At 63.5% G+C, this 16,621-nt stretch carries 16 protein-coding genes; 7 read left to right on the forward strand and 9 right to left on the reverse strand.

Annotated elements, in window-relative coordinates:
• Positions 1-40: 40 nt before the first annotated feature.
• The 9 genes from CPI83_RS11290 to CPI83_RS11330 form a co-directional block, all read right to left on the reverse strand.
• Positions 41-973, reverse strand: a complete 933-nt coding sequence (locus CPI83_RS11290) for a D-isomer specific 2-hydroxyacid dehydrogenase family protein (RefSeq protein WP_054187685.1) — start codon at positions 971-973, stop codon at positions 41-43.
• Positions 974-982: 9 nt separating this feature from the next.
• On the reverse strand, positions 983-1,381 hold the full coding sequence (locus tag CPI83_RS11295) for an ectoine synthase (protein WP_003944463.1): 399 nt from the start codon (positions 1,379-1,381) through the stop codon (positions 983-985).
• Positions 1,382-1,396: 15 nt separating this feature from the next.
• Positions 1,397-2,659 carry a diaminobutyrate--2-oxoglutarate transaminase gene (ectB, locus tag CPI83_RS11300; RefSeq protein WP_020969986.1) on the reverse strand — a complete coding sequence of 421 codons (1,263 nt, stop codon included), beginning with the start codon at positions 2,657-2,659 and terminating at the stop codon, positions 1,397-1,399.
• Between the two features lie 48 nt (positions 2,660-2,707).
• Entirely contained in the window at positions 2,708-3,223 is a 516-nt protein-coding gene (gene ectA / locus CPI83_RS11305; protein ID WP_019749063.1) for a diaminobutyrate acetyltransferase, read from the reverse strand.
• 160 nt (positions 3,224-3,383) lie between these two features.
• The gene (locus tag CPI83_RS11310; RefSeq protein ID WP_070386586.1) at positions 3,384-5,483 is read right to left on the reverse strand and encodes a DEAD/DEAH box helicase; all 2,100 of its coding nucleotides are present in this window, start codon (positions 5,481-5,483) and stop codon (positions 3,384-3,386) included.
• A 39-nt stretch (positions 5,484-5,522) separates the two neighbouring features.
• On the reverse strand, positions 5,523-6,344 hold the full coding sequence (locus tag CPI83_RS11315) for a MerR family transcriptional regulator (RefSeq protein WP_024487633.1): 822 nt from the start codon (positions 6,342-6,344) through the stop codon (positions 5,523-5,525).
• A gap of 69 nt (positions 6,345-6,413) precedes the next feature.
• Positions 6,414-7,280, reverse strand: coding sequence for a ribokinase (locus CPI83_RS11320; protein ID WP_097387224.1), 867 nt, complete (start codon positions 7,278-7,280; stop codon positions 6,414-6,416).
• Positions 7,277-8,719, reverse strand: coding sequence for an MFS transporter (locus tag CPI83_RS11325; RefSeq protein WP_029255664.1), 1,443 nt, complete (start codon positions 8,717-8,719; stop codon positions 7,277-7,279). Before CPI83_RS11325 ends, CPI83_RS11320 begins: the two co-directional genes overlap by 4 nt.
• A gap of 243 nt (positions 8,720-8,962) precedes the next feature.
• Positions 8,963-10,066 carry an NADH:flavin oxidoreductase/NADH oxidase gene (locus CPI83_RS11330; RefSeq protein ID WP_097387225.1) on the reverse strand — a complete coding sequence of 368 codons (1,104 nt, stop codon included), beginning with the start codon at positions 10,064-10,066 and terminating at the stop codon, positions 8,963-8,965.
• Between the two features lie 172 nt (positions 10,067-10,238).
• Between CPI83_RS11330 and CPI83_RS11335 the strand changes: the two genes are divergently transcribed.
• The 7 genes from CPI83_RS11335 to octT are packed head-to-tail and all read left to right on the forward strand — an operon-like array spanning position 10,239 to position 16,617.
• Positions 10,239-11,525, forward strand: coding sequence for a glutamate-5-semialdehyde dehydrogenase (locus CPI83_RS11335; RefSeq protein ID WP_097387226.1), 1,287 nt, complete (start codon positions 10,239-10,241; stop codon positions 11,523-11,525).
• Positions 11,526-11,565: 40 nt separating this feature from the next.
• Positions 11,566-12,477 (forward strand): MoxR family ATPase, encoded by a 912-nt coding sequence (locus CPI83_RS11340; RefSeq protein WP_019749056.1) that lies wholly within the window; start codon positions 11,566-11,568, stop codon positions 12,475-12,477.
• A gap of 8 nt (positions 12,478-12,485) precedes the next feature.
• Positions 12,486-13,949 (forward strand): VWA domain-containing protein, encoded by a 1,464-nt coding sequence (locus CPI83_RS11345; protein ID WP_021333409.1) that lies wholly within the window; start codon positions 12,486-12,488, stop codon positions 13,947-13,949.
• Between the two features lie 18 nt (positions 13,950-13,967).
• Positions 13,968-14,684: a nicotinate-nucleotide adenylyltransferase gene (nadD, locus tag CPI83_RS11350; protein ID WP_003944462.1), complete on the forward strand. Its 717-nt coding sequence runs from the start codon at positions 13,968-13,970 to the stop codon at positions 14,682-14,684.
• Between the two features lie 46 nt (positions 14,685-14,730).
• A complete protein-coding gene (gene rsfS / locus CPI83_RS11355) occupies positions 14,731-15,177 on the forward strand; it encodes a ribosome silencing factor (protein WP_003944502.1) in 447 nt (148 codons plus the stop codon).
• Positions 15,174-15,848, forward strand: coding sequence for a histidine phosphatase family protein (locus CPI83_RS11360; protein ID WP_097387227.1), 675 nt, complete (start codon positions 15,174-15,176; stop codon positions 15,846-15,848). The genes rsfS and CPI83_RS11360 overlap by 4 nt, the downstream gene beginning before the upstream one ends.
• Complete coding sequence (octT, locus tag CPI83_RS11365) at positions 15,835-16,617, forward strand: diglucosylglycerate octanoyltransferase (protein WP_097387228.1); 783 nt, start codon at positions 15,835-15,837, stop codon at positions 16,615-16,617. The genes CPI83_RS11360 and octT overlap by 14 nt, the downstream gene beginning before the upstream one ends.
• Positions 16,618-16,621 lie beyond the last annotated feature (4 nt).

Consider the following 16,621-nt stretch of genomic DNA (forward strand, 5'->3'; position numbering starts at 1 on the left):
CGGCAGCTTTCGCCGGATCATTCAGGCTGCGGCGGCGTGCTCAGTATCCGGCGACCGGGTCGACGAGGGCAGCCAGTGCCTCGCCCTTCGCGAAGCGGGTCACGTTCTTGGAGACGTGATCCGCAAACGCGGCGGGGCGAACTCCCGGCGGATTGGAATCGTGGGGTGTGATGATCGCATTCGTCAGATCCCACAGCGGGTGGCCGTCCGGGAGGGGTTCGGGGTCGGTGACGTCGAGACCGGCGCCGCCGATCTGTTCCGACTCGATTGCCTCGACCAGCGCGTCGGTATCGACCAGCGATCCGCGCGCGACATTGATCACCCAGGAATGGGGTTGCATCGCCGCCAACTGCGTGCGGCCCACGAGGTGACGTGTGGCCGGGGTGGCGGGCGCAGCGATCACGAAGTGATCTGCGCGAGAATAGATTTCATCCATCCTGGAGGCGGGGTACGTCGAGATGGCCCCGGGAACCGGGCTACCGGAACGATTGACTGCGATGCTGTCCGCCCCCTGCGCGGCCAGCATCGGAATCAGCGCGCGGCCGATACCGCCTGCGCCGATGATCGCAACCGTCGAGCCACGAAGGGTGCCGATCTTGGGAAAGAACTCGAACTGACGCCACGTTCGAGCTTCGATGTGTGCGGGCAGGTGACGAACTCCGGCCAACAGCAGCATGAGCGCGTGCTCGGCCACCGAGGCCGAAAACGCGCCGGCCGCCGAGGTCCACGTGATTTCGGTGTCCTTCGGAATCACACCGGAGTCGAACCAATCCTCGATTCCCGCCGACGGCAGCTGCACCCACCTGACCGACGCCGGTAACTCCGACGGAAAAGTTTCGGGTGAGCCCGCCCAGATCAGGGCGTCGGCAGTGTCGATCGGACTGATCAGACCTCCGCCCCGAAGCACCGCGCTGTCGAGCAGTGCATCGGGGACGGGGCCGATCGCTACGCGTGGAGAGGTGTCAGTCGCCATGACTAGACGCTACGCGGGGACCTCCACCAGTGGGTAGACACCGTTCTCGTCGTGTACCTCACGCCCGGTGACCGGCGGATTGAAAACGCAGAGCATGCGCATCTGCGTATCGGGCTCGACGCGGTGACGCTCGTGACCGTTGAGCAGGTACATCGACCCCGGTGCGAGATCGTATTCCTTGTTGTTGTCCAGGTCGATCAGCTTGCCGGTGCCCTCGACGAGCCAGACCGCTTCGACGTGGTTGGCGTAGTGGAACTCGTTGACCGAACCTGCCTTGATGGTGGTTTCGTGGAACGAGAACCCGACGCGGTCGCCGCCGAGGACGATGCGCTTACTGCGCCAGTTGCCGTCCTCGCTCGTGATGTCGCGGTCGGTGTCGGTGATCTCGGTGGTGGTGCGAACGATCATGGGAGAGTCCTTCCTCTAGCTGCAGACCTTGAGTGTCGCCTCGGCCAGGATGGAGAGGCCGTGCTCGAGCTCGTCATCGGTAATCGTCAGTGCCGGAAGCAGTTTCACAACCTGGTCGGAGGGTCCGGAGGTCTCCGCGAGCAATCCCTCGTCGAATGCCAGCTGGCAGACCTTGCCGGCGCGCTCGGGCTGATCGAAAACGAGGCCCTGAACCAGGCCGCGTCCACGGTGCGAGACCTCGCCGGGGAACTGATCGGAGAGATTGGCGAAGCATTCGCTGATGCGTGCGCCCTTCTTCAAGGTTGTCTTCGTCAGTGCGTCGTCGGACCAGTAGTGGTCGAGTGCAACCTTGGAGGTGACGAACGCCGGGTTGTTGCCACGGAAGGTGCCGTTGTGTTCGCCCGGTCCCCAGACGTCGAGTTCACGCTTGAACAGCGTGAGCGCCATCGGCATTCCGTAACCGCTGATCGACTTGGACAGCGTGACGATGTCGGGAACGATTCCGGCCTCTTCGAAGGAGAAGAACGGCCCGGTGCGGCCGCAGCCCATCTGGACGTCGTCGACGATCAGCAGGATGCCACGATCCGAGCACAGTGTTGCCAGCGCCCGAAGCCATTCGGGGCGAGCGACATTGACGCCACCTTCACCCTGAACGGTCTCGACGATCACTGCCGCGGGACGGTTGATGCCGCTACCGGAATCATCGAGAACGCGGGAGAACCACTGGAAATCCTCGGTGACGCCGTCGAAGTAGTTGTCGAAGGGCATCGGTGTCGTGTGCACGAGCGGAACACCGGCGCCCGCGCGCTTCATCGAGTTGCCGGTCACGGAGAGTGCACCAAGTGTCATTCCGTGAAATGCGTTGGTGAAGTTGATGACTGCCGAACGTCCGGTCACCTTGCGAGCCAGCTTCAGTGCGGCCTCGACGGTGTTCGATCCGGTCGGGCCGGGGAACTGGACCTTGTAGTCCAGGCCGCGCGGCTCGAGGATGTTGCGCTGAAAGGTCTCGAGGAACTCGCGCTTGGCGACTGTCGACATGTCGAGGCCGTGCGTGATGCCGTCGCTCATGATGTAGTCGACCAGTGCCGATTTGAGCACCGGGTTGTTGTGGCCGTAGTTGAGGGCGCCGGCACCGGCGAAGAAATCGAGGTATTCGCGTCCGTTTTCGTCACGAATCCAGGATCCGGATGCGCTGGTGAACACTGCAGGCCAGTCACGGCAGTAGCTGCGGACCTCGGACTCGAGGGTTTCGAAAATGCTTGCTTCGTTGATATTCATATCTTCTTTGTTCCTCCGGGGCATGCTGTATGCCGAGCGCGAAGTGCGCTAGGCGCCGATCGTGTAAAGATCTTCGGCTTCGTGTCCATCGGGAAAATCTTTGGGCGAGAACAAGTTCTGCCTGGTTATCGGTACTTCGCGTCGACGTGCGAGCGCAGTGAAGAGTGCGATCGAAGCCTCGTTGTCGGGGCTGATCGTCGTCTCCAGATGTGTAACACCCAGTGGGGCAGTGCGATCCATCAAGTCGGACAGCATGCGGGCAGCAATTGCCTTGCCGCGCTGGTCCTCGTCGACCGCGACTTGCCACACGAACAGAGTTTCCTGCGCGCTGGGACGGGTATAACCGGAAACGAATCCGACTACGCGGCCGTCTACCTCTGCGACGATGGATGTCGCGCTGAAATCCCTGCACCACAACAGGTATGCATAACTCGAATTGAGGTCGAGCACCTTCGAATCACGTGCGATCTCCCAGAGCCGGACTCCGTCATCGATCTGTGGGCTTCTGAACAACACCGCGTCCGGCGCGGTGGTCGGGATAGCTCTCGTATCAACAGGCTTCATCGGTCATCTGAACGTAACAATCATTGCTGTCGAAGTCATGCAGATGTCCGTTTCGGGCCGTGCGGAACCCGTTGCGCCCCAGGTGAGGACATGAATGTGATCGTGCTCACATTATGTAACTTTTGGTGTTGTCCGAGCGACTATTTCGGGCCAAAACTCGCTATTTGGGGCTCGCGAGCGCCAATGGGAGGACCGAATGCGCACCTGCCTGCCGAAGTGCGCGTGCGGCCATCGTGAAAGTCCAACCGGTGTCGGCGATTGCGTCGACGAGAAGTATCGGTCCCTGATGGATACTCATGTCCGGGACTTCCCAAACATCGACCAGTCCGGACACGCGATAGGCGGAGTTCGCTGCCGACACCGGAGGGTGGTCGGGTCGCAAGCGAAGGGTGCCCAGGTCGGTCAATCGCCCGACCTCGGCCAGCTTGGCAGCCAGGCTCGACACCAGCAATGGATGCGTCGTGGATTCGAGGGCCATGACACCGGTGGGGCGCTCGGCCCAATTCCAGGCGGCCAGAACGCTGATACACGCGCTGACCACCGCATCGGGTACCTCCGCGTCGGGTCCGTCGAAAAGCGCGCGGAGACGTTGGCCCCAGCCCAGGTCCGACATCCGTCCGAGAATGCGCCCGGTTTCCGGTCCCTCGGTGATCTTCCCGGACAGCTTGACGCCCAGCTTGCTCAGGCCGGTCGGCCACATCTTGCGCGGCTCCAGGTCGAATCCGGGGCGCTGCAAGCGCGCCCGAGTCTCGTCGAGGGCGGTGGTGTCGACAGTGGTGTCGTAGCGATTGCCGGTGCAGTTGTCACAGCGTCCACACTGTGAGTTCTCCGATGTCAGACCCGGATCGTCGAGTTGTTCACGCAGGAAGGTCATTCGGCACGTGGTGATGCTCTGGTACTCGACCATTGCAGCCTGCTCGGCCTGGCGAGCGTCGTCGAGTCGACCGTAACGCTCGGCGTCGTACACCCAAGGTTCTCCGGTGCTGATCCAACCGCCCTTGACTCGTTTGACCGCGCCGTCGACGTCGAGAACTTTGAGAACCATTTCGAGACGGGTGCGATTGAGCTCCACCAGCGGTTCGAGTGCCGGTGTCGACGTGGCCTTTTCGGTGTCGAGGTGCTCGATGACGCTGCGGACCAGATGCTCGCGGGGGAAGGCGACCGAGGCGAAGTAGCTCCAGATCTGCTTGTCCTCGGCGCCCGGCAGCAGGATCACGTCTGCCCTGTCGGTGGAACGCCCGGCGCGGCCCACCTGCTGGTAGTACGAGATAGGTGACGACGGTGCGCCGAGGTGGACGACGAACCCGAGATCAGGCTTGTCGAAGCCCATCCCGAGGGCCGAGGTGGCCACCAGAGCCTTGACGCGATTGCCCAACAGGTCCTGCTCGAGGGATTCACGTTCGGTGGGATCGGTCTGGCCAGTGTAGGCGGCGACGGTATGACCGCGCTCGGAGAGCAGGCTTGCGAGGTCGCGAGCGGCCGAAACCGTCAGCGTGTAGATGATGCCCGATCCCGGCAGCGTCTCGAGCATGTCGGCGAGCCAGGCAGCGCGCGCCGTCGCCTCGGGAATGTGAACCACGGAAAGGTGAAGTGACTCGCGTTCGAGCCCGCCACGAAGTACGAGAGTTTCCTCGCCGCCGACGCCGAGTTGCGCGGACACGTCCTCGACGACGCGGTTGTTTGCCGTAGCCGTGGTCGCGAGGACGGGAATGCCCTCGCCCAGTTCGGCGATCAAAGTCCTGATACGCCGATAGTCGGGACGGAAGTCGTGTCCCCAGTCGGAAACACAGTGAGCCTCGTCGACCACTACCAAGCCGGCATCAGCTGCCAGGGACGGGAGAACCTGATCGCGGAAGTCGGGGTTGTTGAGGCGCTCGGGGCTGACCAGCAGTACGTCGAGATCGTTGGCTGCAACGCGGGCGTGGATGTCGTCCCACTCCGTGACATTGCCCGAGTTGATGGTCGCGGCTCGCACCCCGGCACGCTCGGCAGAACTGACCTGGTTTCGCATCAGGGCCAACAACGGAGAGACGATGACCGTGGGGCCATGACCTGCTGCCCGGAGCAGCTTCGCCGAGATGAAGTAGACCGCAGACTTGCCCCAGCCGGTCCGCTGGACGACGAGGGCACGCTTGCGTTGCACCACCAGCGCCTCGATGGCCGTCCACTGGTCCTCGCGTAGGCGGGCATCCGGCCCCGCGAGTTCACGGAGCAGTCGCTCGGCTTCGTCGCGCATGGCTGGGGCAGTGGCGGTGGTCATGGAACCCATGGTGCACGACCCTGCCGACACGTGCGGGCTTCAGGCCTTGGCAACAGGTTCCTGCAGCTCGGTGACCCAGCCGTCGACGTCCTCCGGGCACGCCAGCGTGACCTCCCGGCTGGGGCCGGCATTGCGGTATCCCGCTGCGTCGATCCACTGAGCCAAGGCTTGATAGGCGGGCAGGCAGTTGTCCATCGACCCCTTGTGCAGCAGCGAGGCCACCTGAGCTTCGGCCTGCAGTTCGACGACCGCGAACTCGTAGTCGCCCTCGGGATCCGCATCGACCGGTAGTGCGGCATGCACGACGACGTTCTCGTCGTCACCGGCATCCTCGTAGTACGCGAGCGCAGGTCCGATCGCGGCGATACCGGCGCGATCCAAACCGGTGCACAGGCGCTCGTACAGCCCGCGAACCACCGGACCGATCGACGACGGATCCATCGTCTTGGCGGTACCGGTCAACTCTGCGACCCGCAGCGCCGGAACGGACTTGATCACAACCTCGTATGCGGACATCTGTCCCTCACTTTCGATGATGCGTAGGCGCGCCTGTACATGCGCCAGTCGCGCGGTGTCTTCCTGGATTCGGGTCTCGAGTTCTGCTCGGCGAAGCGTGAGCATCCCGCGGATTTCGTCGACGGTGACCGCCGACTCCACCACCTGCTGGACCTGGGCCAGGGTCAGGCCCAGCTCCTTGAGTGCGACGATGCGGTTGAGCAGCGCCAACTGGCCCGCGGTGTACGAGCGGTACCCGGTGGATGCGTCGACCCTCGCGGGCGTGAGCAGGCCGACGGCGTCGTAGTGGCGGAGCATGCGCACGGACACGCGACCTGCTCTCGCGAAGTCTCCGATGCTCAACATTGTTGCTCGCCCCGTTTCTCTCTCACAAACCCGATACCTACAGGTTTACGACCTCACACGGTGTCAGAGTCAAGCCTGACGCTTCAGCACTTTCTCGATCACAGCGCGAGTGGGCGACGACACCGACGCGCCGCGGACCGTCGTCGCCAGACTTCCCGCCGTGGCAGCGAACTGCAGGGCGCGGTCCTGGGCCTGCACCCACTCCACGGCGAAGGCGCCGGTGAAAGCATCGCCTGCGCCAGTTGTATCCACGGGTGTCACGGCCGGGGAGTCGGCGTGGATTGTCTCCTCGCCCGACCGGAGATCCGCGCCGCCGGCCCCGAGCGTCGTGACGAGGTATCGGACGCGACCGGTGACCGCGGCCAACTGCTCCGACTCGGTCTGGTTGACGATCAAGATGTCGACTGCATCGATCAGTGGATCCGGAAGTTCTTGCACAGGAGACGGATTGAGGATGACCGTCGTCCCGTTGGCATGTGCGTGCTCGGCTGCTGCTGTAACTGTCTCGACCGGGATTTCGAGTTGGCACAGTAGAACGTCGGCGTGTGCGATCGCGTCGAGGTCTGCTTCTGACAACGAGGTGACCGAGGAATTGGCGCCCGGGACTACGATGATGTTGTTCTCCGCGTCTTCGCTCACGGTGATGGCGGCAACGCCACTCGGGCCGTCGACACTACGAAGCAACGCGGTGTCGACCCCGGCGTCTTGCAGGGTCTCGCGCAATTGGGTACCGAAACCGTCGTCGCCGACCGCGCCGACGAACGACACGTCCCCACCGGCTTTCGCGGCGGCGATGGCCTGGTTGCTGCCTTTGCCTCCCGCCGCGGTGGCAAAGGCAGTGCCGAGCAGCGTTTCTCCCGGAGCGGGGAATCTGGACACTGACGTGGTCAGATCCATGTTGATACTGCCGACGACGACGATTCGAGGCGTGCTCATACCTCGAGGTTATCGGCCTTCATTCTCTTGCGGCGAACCTTGCGGATGATCCGACGTGCTTCCTCGTCGGTGGCGACGGAGGGCGGAGAGCCGTCGAGTGGCTTGCGTGCGGTCTCGGGGATCATCAGGACTGCGATACCGCCGATCACGGCGGCGATCATCATGTACATCGGTGCGACCAAGTTGCTGCCCGTTGCACTTTCGAGGGCGGTGAGCACCAGGGGAGTGGTTCCACCGAAGATCGACACCGCGAGGTTGTATCCGATTGCCAAGCCGCCGTACCTGATTCCGGTCGGAAAGAGCGCGGGAAGCACGGACGGGAACACCCCGACGAACAGCAGGAGCAAGCCGCCGAGAATTGCGAGTCCCAGGAAGACCGTCACGTAGTTGCCGATGCCGATCAACAGGTAGGCAGGCAGGGACAGGACGAAGAATCCGATGAAACCGCTGAGCAGCAAGGGTTTACGCCCGACGCGGTCCGAGAACTTTCCGACGTAGCTGATTCCCATCATCATCACGATCATGACGATGATCATCAGAACGAGTCCGTGGGATTCGTCGTAACCCAACGTGTTGGTCAGATACGTCGGCATATAGCTGAGCAGGCCGTAGTGAGCGATGTTGTACGTGGCCACCAGAACGATGCACAGAACAAGCGGACGCCAGTTGTCGACGAGAGTTTCGCGTAGTTTCTTGCCGGTGGATTCGTCTGCGAGGGAACGCTCTTCGGCCTGCTCCATCATCTGGAATGCGGGAGTTTCCTCCAAACGTAGACGGAGGTACAGGCCGATGAGACCCAGCGGTCCGGCAATGAGGAAGGGGATGCGCCAGCCCCACTGGAGGAGGTCCTCGGCGCTGACGACGGTCTGGATGATCGTCACGATGCCCGCTGCCGCCACATATCCTGCCAGAGTCCCGAATTCGAGGAAGCTGGCGAAGAAACCGCGCCGCTTGTCCGGCGCGTATTCGGCAACGAACGTACTGGCCCCGCCGTATTCGCCGCCCGTGGAAAAGCCCTGCAACAGGCGTAGGAGTACCAGCAGGATCGGGGCGGCGATACCGATGGATTCGTAGCTCGGGATGAGGCCGATGGCGAAGGTACTGCCGGCCATCAGAATGATGGTGGTGGCAAGGACTTTCTTGCGTCCGATGCGGTCACCGAGTGGACCGAAGAACAATCCGCCGAGAGGGCGGACGATGAAGGCAGCCGCAAAAATTGCAAACGTCGAGAGGAGTTGAGCGCTGCCGCTCGCGTCCGGGAAGAACACTTTTCCGATAGTGGTAGCTAGATATGCGTAAACGCCGAAATCGAACCACTCCATGGCATTTCCGAGCATCGTTGCCTTGACAGCGCGCTTGACGGACGCATTGTCGGTGACGCAGACATCGGGTGATTCGGCCACTTCGAGAGCGCTGATCGAGTTCTCTGGTGTAGTCATGACATGCGCTCCCCAGCGCAATCATCGAACCGAGCGGGGCACGTACCTGATGCACGCATCTTTTCGTTGCCCACTCGCCGATGAGCCGGTCGGGAAATCGAGCGTCCGCGTGCCCTGTGGCTCGTTGCGACCCCCGTCGCACGGCTCTGGCCCGCGGCAGTGTCCGGAGCCCACAGGGCTCCGGACTACCGGCAAGTAAGACGCTTACGCTATCAAAGTTGGGCGCGGGAGCCGATTTTCGGGCTAGAAGGCGCGGGCGTACTGCGACGGGATATGCGGTCCTACCTCGGCGTTCAGTTCACGGGCCGCCCGGCGCGCCCAGTAGGGATCACGCAACAGTTCGCGGCCGAGGAGCACCGCCACTGCGCTTCCGTCTTCGACGATCTTCTCGGCCTGTTCGGGTTCGGTGATGAGGCCGACGGCGGCGGCCGGTAGCAGGCTCTCGTTCTGCAGGCGACGGGCGAACGGAACCTGGTATCCCGGTTCCACCGGAATCTGTGCCGCCGGTGAATTGCCGCCGGTGGAGACGTCGACGAGATCGACCCCGTAATCGGAGAGGATGTTGGCCAGGGCAACGGTCTGATCCGCGGTCCAGCTGTCGACCTCGAGCCCACGCTCTTCCGTCAGCCAATCGGTCGCCGAGACCCGGACGAAGAGCGGTAACTCGGCCGGCCACACCTCGCGGACTGCTGTCAGGATTTCGAGGAGCAATCGAATGCGGTTCTCGAAGCTGCCTCCGTAGCGGTCCGTTCGCTTGTTGCTCTCGGGGGAGAGGAACTGATGGATCAGGTATCCGTGGGCCGCGTGAATTTCCACGACCTTGAATTCGGCCTTCAATGCGCGGGTAGCCGCCGCTGCGAAGTCCGCGACGACCTTCTCGATGCCCTCCGTGGTGAGCTCTACCGGATCGGCAAGGTGCCCGAACGGAACCGCGCTCGGGGCAACCGTCTGCCACGAGAGTCGGTCGTCGGCGGGCAGGCTCTTGCCGCCGCGCCACGGAACCTGCGTCGACGCTTTTCGTCCGGCGTGCGCCAACTGGATTCCGGGCACTGCGCCGAAGTACGCGAGTTGCGCATTGATCTCGGCGAAGGCTTGCGCCTGCGTGTCGTTCCAGATCCCCAGATCAGCTGCCGATATCCGGCCTTCGGGACTGACGGCCGTCGCCTCGGTGAGAATCAGGCCGGTGCCGCCGATTGCACGGCTCACCAGATGCGTGCGATGCCACTCGTTGGGCGCTCCGACCTGGTCGCCGATGACGTCGGCCGAGTACTGGCACATCGGTGCCATCCAGACGCGGTTCGGGATGGTGACGCCACGCAGGGTCAAAGGCTCGAACAACACACTCACGGATGGCTCCTGACTCGAAGAAGAAGGTCGGTGGGTGCAACAGCGCCGCGCATCGGAATTGTTCCCCGGCGGTCCGCCGAAATGTTCGCAGCCGGTCCGCCGGAATGGTCCCGGGTGGTCACAGCCTCGTTCCGCCGAGCAGGCCGCGGAGGTGGGTGGTTAATGTGTATTCATGACCGCTGTGACTTCCAACGCAGAAACCGTCGACTCGAACGCGTCCGACACCAAGTCCGTCGTGCACGACGCCGCACGCCGAGCCCGTAAGGCTTCGCGTGTCCTGGCTTTGCTGACCACGGCGCAGAAGGATGCTGCGCTCCACGCCGCAGCCGACGCGGTACTCGCGGCAAGCGATCGGATTCTCGCGGCCAACGCTCTCGATATCGACACCGCGAAGGCGGGCGGCACCGAGGAATCGCTGCTCGACCGTCTTCGTCTGACCGCTGACCGGATCGAGGGCATCGCGTCGGGTTTGCGTCAGGTTGCCGGACTACCTGATCCGATCGGCGAAGTTCTTCGCGGCTCCACTCTGCCGATCGGTTTGGAACTACGGCAGCAGCGCGTTCCGCTCGGTGTCGTCGGCATGGTGTACGAGGCTCGTCCCAACGTGACCGTCGATGCCTTCGGGCTCACCCTCAAATCGGGAAATGCTGCGCTGCTTCGTGGTTCGTCCTCGGCGGTCAAGTCCAACGAAGCGTTGGTAGCGGCCCTGCGTGCGTCGCTGGTTGCTCAGGGACTGCCCGAGGACTCCGTTCAACTTCTGCCAAGTGCGGATCGCTCCACGGTCACTCATTTGATTCAGGCCCGTGGCCTCGTCGACGTCGTCATCCCACGAGGCGGCGCCGGCCTGATCAGCGCCGTAGTTCGCGATGCCACCGTTCCCACCATCGAGACCGGTGTCGGTAACTGCCACGTCTACGTTCACTCGGCCGCCGATCTGCTCATGGCCGAGAAGATTCTTCTCAACTCCAAGACCCGTCGGCCCAGCGTGTGCAACACCGCGGAGACTGTGTTGGTCGACGCCGCCATCGCCGAGACGGCCGTGCCGAAGTTGCTTCAAGCGCTTCAGATGCACGACGTCGTCGTGCACGGCGATCTGCCTGGACTCGTCCCGGCCACTGAGGACGACTGGTCGAAGGAGTACCTCACCCTCGACGTCGCGCTCAAGGTCGTCGAGAACCTGGACGCTGCGGTCGAGCACATCGACCAGTACGGGACCGGCCACACCGAAGCCATCGTGACTTCCGATCTCTCGGCTGCCCGTGAGTTCAGCGCTCGCGTCGACGCCGCCGCCGTCATGGTCAACGCGTCGACTGCCTTCACCGACGGTGAGCAATTCGGGTTCGGCGCCGAGATCGGCATCTCCACCCAGAAACTGCATGCGCGTGGCCCTATGGGGTTGCCGGAACTGACGTCCACCAAGTGGATCGTCTGGGGCGACGGGCACACCCGACCCGCCTGAAAAGTTCACCAGACTTGCCCCACCCTTTTAGGAGTTAACCGTGGACCGAGCTCTTCCCGATACAACACCGTTCTTCTCGAGCGTCGACGACGTGATCGAGCGTTTGGCCGAGACGGGTTACCTGTCCGACAAGGGCACTGCAACGGCAGTGTTCCTTGCCGACCGACTGGGCAAGCCCCTGCTCATCGAGGGACCGGCCGGTGTCGGTAAGACCGAGTTGGCGCGCGCGGTAGCCCAGACGACAGGCGCCGAGTTGGTGCGTCTGCAGTGCTACGAGGGCGTCGACGAGGCTCGTGCGCTGTACGAGTGGAACCACGCGAAGCAGATTCTTCGGATTCAGTCGGGCGGGGCGAGCGGAGCGAGGGGTGATGTCGCGGTCGACCACAGCTGGGACTCGACGAAGGCGGATGTCTTCTCGGAGGAGTTCCTGCTCGCACGTCCACTGCTCAAGGCCATTCGCCGCGAGGACCCGACGGTGCTGTTGATCGACGAGACGGACAAGGCAGACGTCGAGATCGAAGGTCTGCTCCTCGAAGTGCTCAGCGACTTCGCGGTCACGATCCCCGAGCTCGGAACGATCACCGCCACCCGCAAGCCGTTCACGGTGCTGACGTCCAACGCCACGCGCGAACTCTCGGAGGCTCTGAAGCGTCGTTGCCTCTTCCTGCATCTCGATTTCCCGGACGCCGACCTCGAGCGTCGCATCCTCGCAAGCCGGGTGCCGGAGCTTCCTGAAGCGATTGCCGAGCAGCTGGTCAACACCATTCGTGTTCTTCGCGGAATGCAGCTCAAGAAGGTTCCGTCGGTGTCCGAAACCATCGACTGGGGACGCACCCTTCTCGCTCTGGGCATGGACACGCTCGACGACGACGCCGTACGCGCCACGCTCGGTGTCATCCTCAAGCACCAGTCCGATCAGGTGCGCGCCGCCGCTGAACTTCGGCTGAACTGAGGTCTGTCATGGCTCCCGCAGGATCGACGTCGCCGCTCGCACCCGGCGGCCTGGCAGCGCCGCACGGGATTCCCGGTCACCTCGTCGATTTTGTCGAGGCTCTGCGACGACGCGGAATCATGGTCGGCCCGTCCGAGACCGTCGACGCCGGTCAGGTCATGTCGGTTCTCGACCTGCTCGATCGTGAAGCGCTTCGTGAAGGGTTGGCATGCTCGCTCCTGCGTCGACCTACCCACCGGGCGACGTTCGACGCCGTCTTCGACCTGTGGTTCCCCAAGGCGATCGGTGACCGTGCGGTCGGCGACGTCGACGTCACACTGCCGCGCAAGCCAGACGGCTCGATCGACCTACAGGCATTGCGTGAGCTGATCGCCGAACTGCTGACAGACGGCAGTGACGAGGCGATGGAGATGACCGAACTCCTGACCGCCGCGATGGTCGAGGAACTCGGGCAGTACCAGTCGAGTAACGGCCCGTCGTTCTCCGCCTATCAGGCGCTGCGTGACGTCGCCCCGGAGACGTTGCTCAACAAGATCCTGCAAGGTCTACTCGGCAACCAGGAAGGCGCCGGGTCCGAGGGCAAGGACAATTCCGACTATCAGTCCGAGGTCGCCAAGCGCACGGCAGCGCAGCGCATCGCGGACTTCCGCAAGATGGTCGAGAAGGAAACGCGTCGACGCACCGCCGAGAATCTGGGTAAGGAACGCGTCGCCACGTACGGCGTTCCGAAACTCGCCGAGGAAGTCGACTTCCTGCGGGCCTCCGACGCCGAACTCACCACACTGAAGAAGAACGTCGCACCACTCGCGCGTCTGTTGGCCAGCCGTCTCGCGGTGCGTCGTAGCCGCTCTCGCTCGGGTTCGATCGACCTGCGTCGCACGTTGCGCAAGTCCATGTCGACGGGCGGAGTGCCGATCGATCTGGTGCAGCGCAAGCCGAAGCGAGCGCGGCCGGAACTTGTGGTGATGTGTGACGTGTCGGGTTCGGTAGCGGGGTTCAGCCATTTCACCCTGCTCCTCGTCAACGCGTTGCGCGAGCAATTCTCACGAGTGAGGGTGTTCGCGTTCATCGACACGACCGACGAGGTCACGCGGTTCTTCGACTCGAACGCAGACCTCGGGTCCGCGATGTCACGGATGGTGCGTGAAGCCGAACTGATCACCTACGACGGCCACTCCGACTACGGGCACGCCTTCGGGGTCTTCCAGGAGAAGTTCGCGCAGTCGATCACCAGTCGCACGTCGCTGCTGGTACTCGGCGACGGTCGCAACAACTACCGCGATCCCAACCTCCAGTCGCTGTCGCAGATGGTTGCGGTTGCCAAGCACGCACACTGGCTCAACCCTGAGCCGAAGGGGCAATGGGGAACGGGTGACTCCGCGGCGAAGGTGTACAACGAGGTCATCAGCATGCACGAGTGCCGCTCGGCCCAGCAGCTTGCCGACGTCGTGTCCCGTCTGCTGCCGGTCTGACCCGTAAGCTCGACACTCGTGCAGAAGGGACTATCGGTGGAACGTGCTCGACGCCTCGGAGTGATGGGTGGCACCTTCGACCCCATTCACCATGGCCACCTCGTTGCGGCCAGTGAGGTCGCCGACCGGTTCGGACTCGACGAAGTGATCTTCGTCCCCACCGGGCGGCCCTGGCAGAAGCAGGGGAAGGGCGTCAGTCCTGCCGAGGACCGGTACCTCATGACGGTCATCGCCACCGCCTCCAACCCGCGGTTTTCCGTCTCTCGGGTCGACGTCGACCGTGAAAAAGTGACGTACACCGTGGACACACTGCGAGACCTCCGGGCCTACCATCCCGACGCCGAACTCTTCTTCATCACCGGTGCCGATGCGCTGGCCAGCATCCTTTCCTGGCAAGATTGGGAAGAGTTGTTCGCATTGGCGAAGTTCGTCGGGGTATCGCGACCGGGTTTCGATCTCAATGCAGAGCACCTGGCCGGTCACCTCGACACCATGCCCGCCGACGCGGTCACGTTGATAGAGATTCCGGCACTTGCCATTTCGTCGACCGAATGTCGTCGTCGGGCAAGTGAAGACCGCCCTGTCTGGTACCTGGTGCCGGATGGAGTGGTGCAGTACATCTCGAAGCGGAACCTGTATCGACCTGTCGACGCGGAGCGCCGCGACGGAGCTACAACGATGTCGGAGCCCGCACCGGGGAAGTCGGAAGCCGTCCCGGGCGCCGAATCGAGCTAGCCGAGAACAACAAGTACTTTCTGAAGACGAAACTGGAGAACATCGAGTGAGCGCAAACACCGAAGCCATCGACATGGCACGCATCGCGGCCTTGGCAGCCGACGAGAAGCTGGCCACCGAAGTGGTGGTGCTCGATGTGTCCGAACAGTTGGTCATCACGGACTGCTTCGTGATCGCATCTGCGACCAACGAGCGTCAGGTCAACTCGATTGTCGAGAACATCGAAGACCGCCTCCGCGAAGCGGGACACAAGCCGGTCCGCCGTGAAGGCACCCGCGAGGGCCGCTGGGCACTGCTCGACTACGCCGACATCGTCGTCCACGTCCAGCATGACGAGGAGCGCAACTTCTACGCTCTCGATCGTCTGTGGAAGGACTGCCCGACGGTCGAGGTCGAAGGCCTCGGACAGAACCGTCCCGGCCCCGCCGATGCCAACACGGTGTTCGAGACCGACACGGTTTCCGAGCCGGACGCGCAGGATCCCTCGCTGTGACTTCGTCGGCGCCCAGTGCGGCGTCGAACCCTGTCCGCCGGCTCATCCTGCTGCGTCACGGACAGACCGAATACAACGCCGACTCTCGGATGCAGGGGCAACTCGACACCGACCTGTCGGAGTTGGGACGCACGCAGGCCAAGAGTGCAGGTCCGGTGATCGCCGATCGCAGACCGTTGACGATCGTGTCCTCGGATCTGCGGCGCGCGTATTTCACGGCAGTCGCTGTCGGTGACGCCGCCGGACTTCCGGTCCTCACCGACACGCGTCTGCGTGAGACACACCTGGGTGAATGGCAAGGCCTGACTCATCATGAGGTCGACGAGCGCACTCCCGGTGTGCGATCTGCCTGGCGAGCGGATGCCACGTTGGCGCCGCCCGGCGGCGAAAGCCGAATCGACGTCGCGAATCGCAGCCTCCCCGTAGTTCACGAATTGCTCGACACGCACCCGGACTGGGCCGAGCGGCCCGTAGTTCTGGTGGCGCACGGAGGCTTGATCGCGGCACTGACAGCGGCATTGCTCGACTTACCCGTCGATCGCTGGGCCGTCCTCGGCGGATTGGGAAACACCAGTTGGGTGCAACTCAGCGGACACGGTGACGTCAAGTCGATCGAGTGGCGACTCGACGTATGGAATGCTTCTGCGAGTGTCGCAAATGACGTACTCTGAAAGTGCCGACGGGCAGCGCCCCGTCCTCCTCGTGCTCGCGGATTCGCTGTCGTATTTCGGCCCCAAAGGCGGCCTCGCGGCAGATCATCCACGCATCTGGCCCAACATCGTGGCCGACGAACTCGGCTGGGACGTCGAGTTGGTCGCCCGTATCGGCTGGACGTGCCGCGACGCGTGGTGGGCACTGACTCAGGATCCTCGTGTGTGGGCGGCGGTGCCGCGGGCCGGCGCCGTCGTGTTCGCGGTCGGCGGTATGGACTCGCTACCGTCCCCATTGCCTACCGCGCTCCGCGAGACCATCCGCTACGTTCGTCCTCCGGCGCTTCGACGCGTGGTGCGCGAGGGTTATCAGTGGCTGCAGCCGCGGCTTGCACCTCTGGGCCGCCCGGTCGCACTTCCGCCCAAGCTGAGTGTCGAGTATTTGGAAAGCTCGCGAAATGCGTTGGAGTACATGCGGCCGGAACTGCCGATGATCGCGACCCTGCCGTCGGTGCACCGCAGCGATGCCTACGCGAGCGTGCATGCCGGCCGGCCTGCCGCGGTGTCCGCGATCACCGAGTGGGCTACGGAGAAAGACGTTCCCGTAGTCGATCTCGCGGATGCAGTGCGTGACAACGTCTTTTCCGAGAACGGCAACCCCGACGGTATTCACTGGGGTTGGGACGGTCATGTCGGTGTAGCCCGCGCGATGATCGCTGCGATTCGCGGGGTGGAGTCGAAGAAAGTGGTTTCGCCGCAACTGGTATCACCGCCGAGCGAAGTCGGGTAGCAGA

The organism is Rhodococcus sp. H-CA8f, from assembly GCF_002501585.1.
Taxonomy (GTDB): Bacteria; Actinomycetota; Actinomycetes; order Mycobacteriales; family Mycobacteriaceae; genus Rhodococcus_F; species Rhodococcus_F erythropolis.

Coding starts and splice junctions, on each gene's coding strand:
- CPI83_RS11290 (WP_054187685.1), bottom strand. CDS start 973: ATGGCGACTGACACCTCTCCACGCGTAGCGATCGGCCCCGTCCCCGAT.
- octT (WP_097387228.1), top strand. CDS start 15,835: ATGACGTACTCTGAAAGTGCCGACGGGCAGCGCCCCGTCCTCCTCGTG.
- CPI83_RS11295 (WP_003944463.1), bottom strand. CDS start 1,381: ATGATCGTTCGCACCACCACCGAGATCACCGACACCGACCGCGACATC.
- CPI83_RS11310 (WP_070386586.1), bottom strand. CDS start 5,483: ATGACCACCGCCACTGCCCCAGCCATGCGCGACGAAGCCGAGCGACTG.
- CPI83_RS11345 (WP_021333409.1), top strand. CDS start 12,486: ATGGCTCCCGCAGGATCGACGTCGCCGCTCGCACCCGGCGGCCTGGCA.
- CPI83_RS11315 (WP_024487633.1), bottom strand. CDS start 6,344: ATGTTGAGCATCGGAGACTTCGCGAGAGCAGGTCGCGTGTCCGTGCGC.
- CPI83_RS11320 (WP_097387224.1), bottom strand. CDS start 7,280: ATGAGCACGCCTCGAATCGTCGTCGTCGGCAGTATCAACATGGATCTG.
- CPI83_RS11335 (WP_097387226.1), top strand. CDS start 10,239: ATGACCGCTGTGACTTCCAACGCAGAAACCGTCGACTCGAACGCGTCC.
- CPI83_RS11325 (WP_029255664.1), bottom strand. CDS start 8,719: ATGACTACACCAGAGAACTCGATCAGCGCTCTCGAAGTGGCCGAATCA.
- ectA (WP_019749063.1), bottom strand. CDS start 3,223: ATGAAGCCTGTTGATACGAGAGCTATCCCGACCACCGCGCCGGACGCG.
- ectB (WP_020969986.1), bottom strand. CDS start 2,659: ATGAATATCAACGAAGCAAGCATTTTCGAAACCCTCGAGTCCGAGGTC.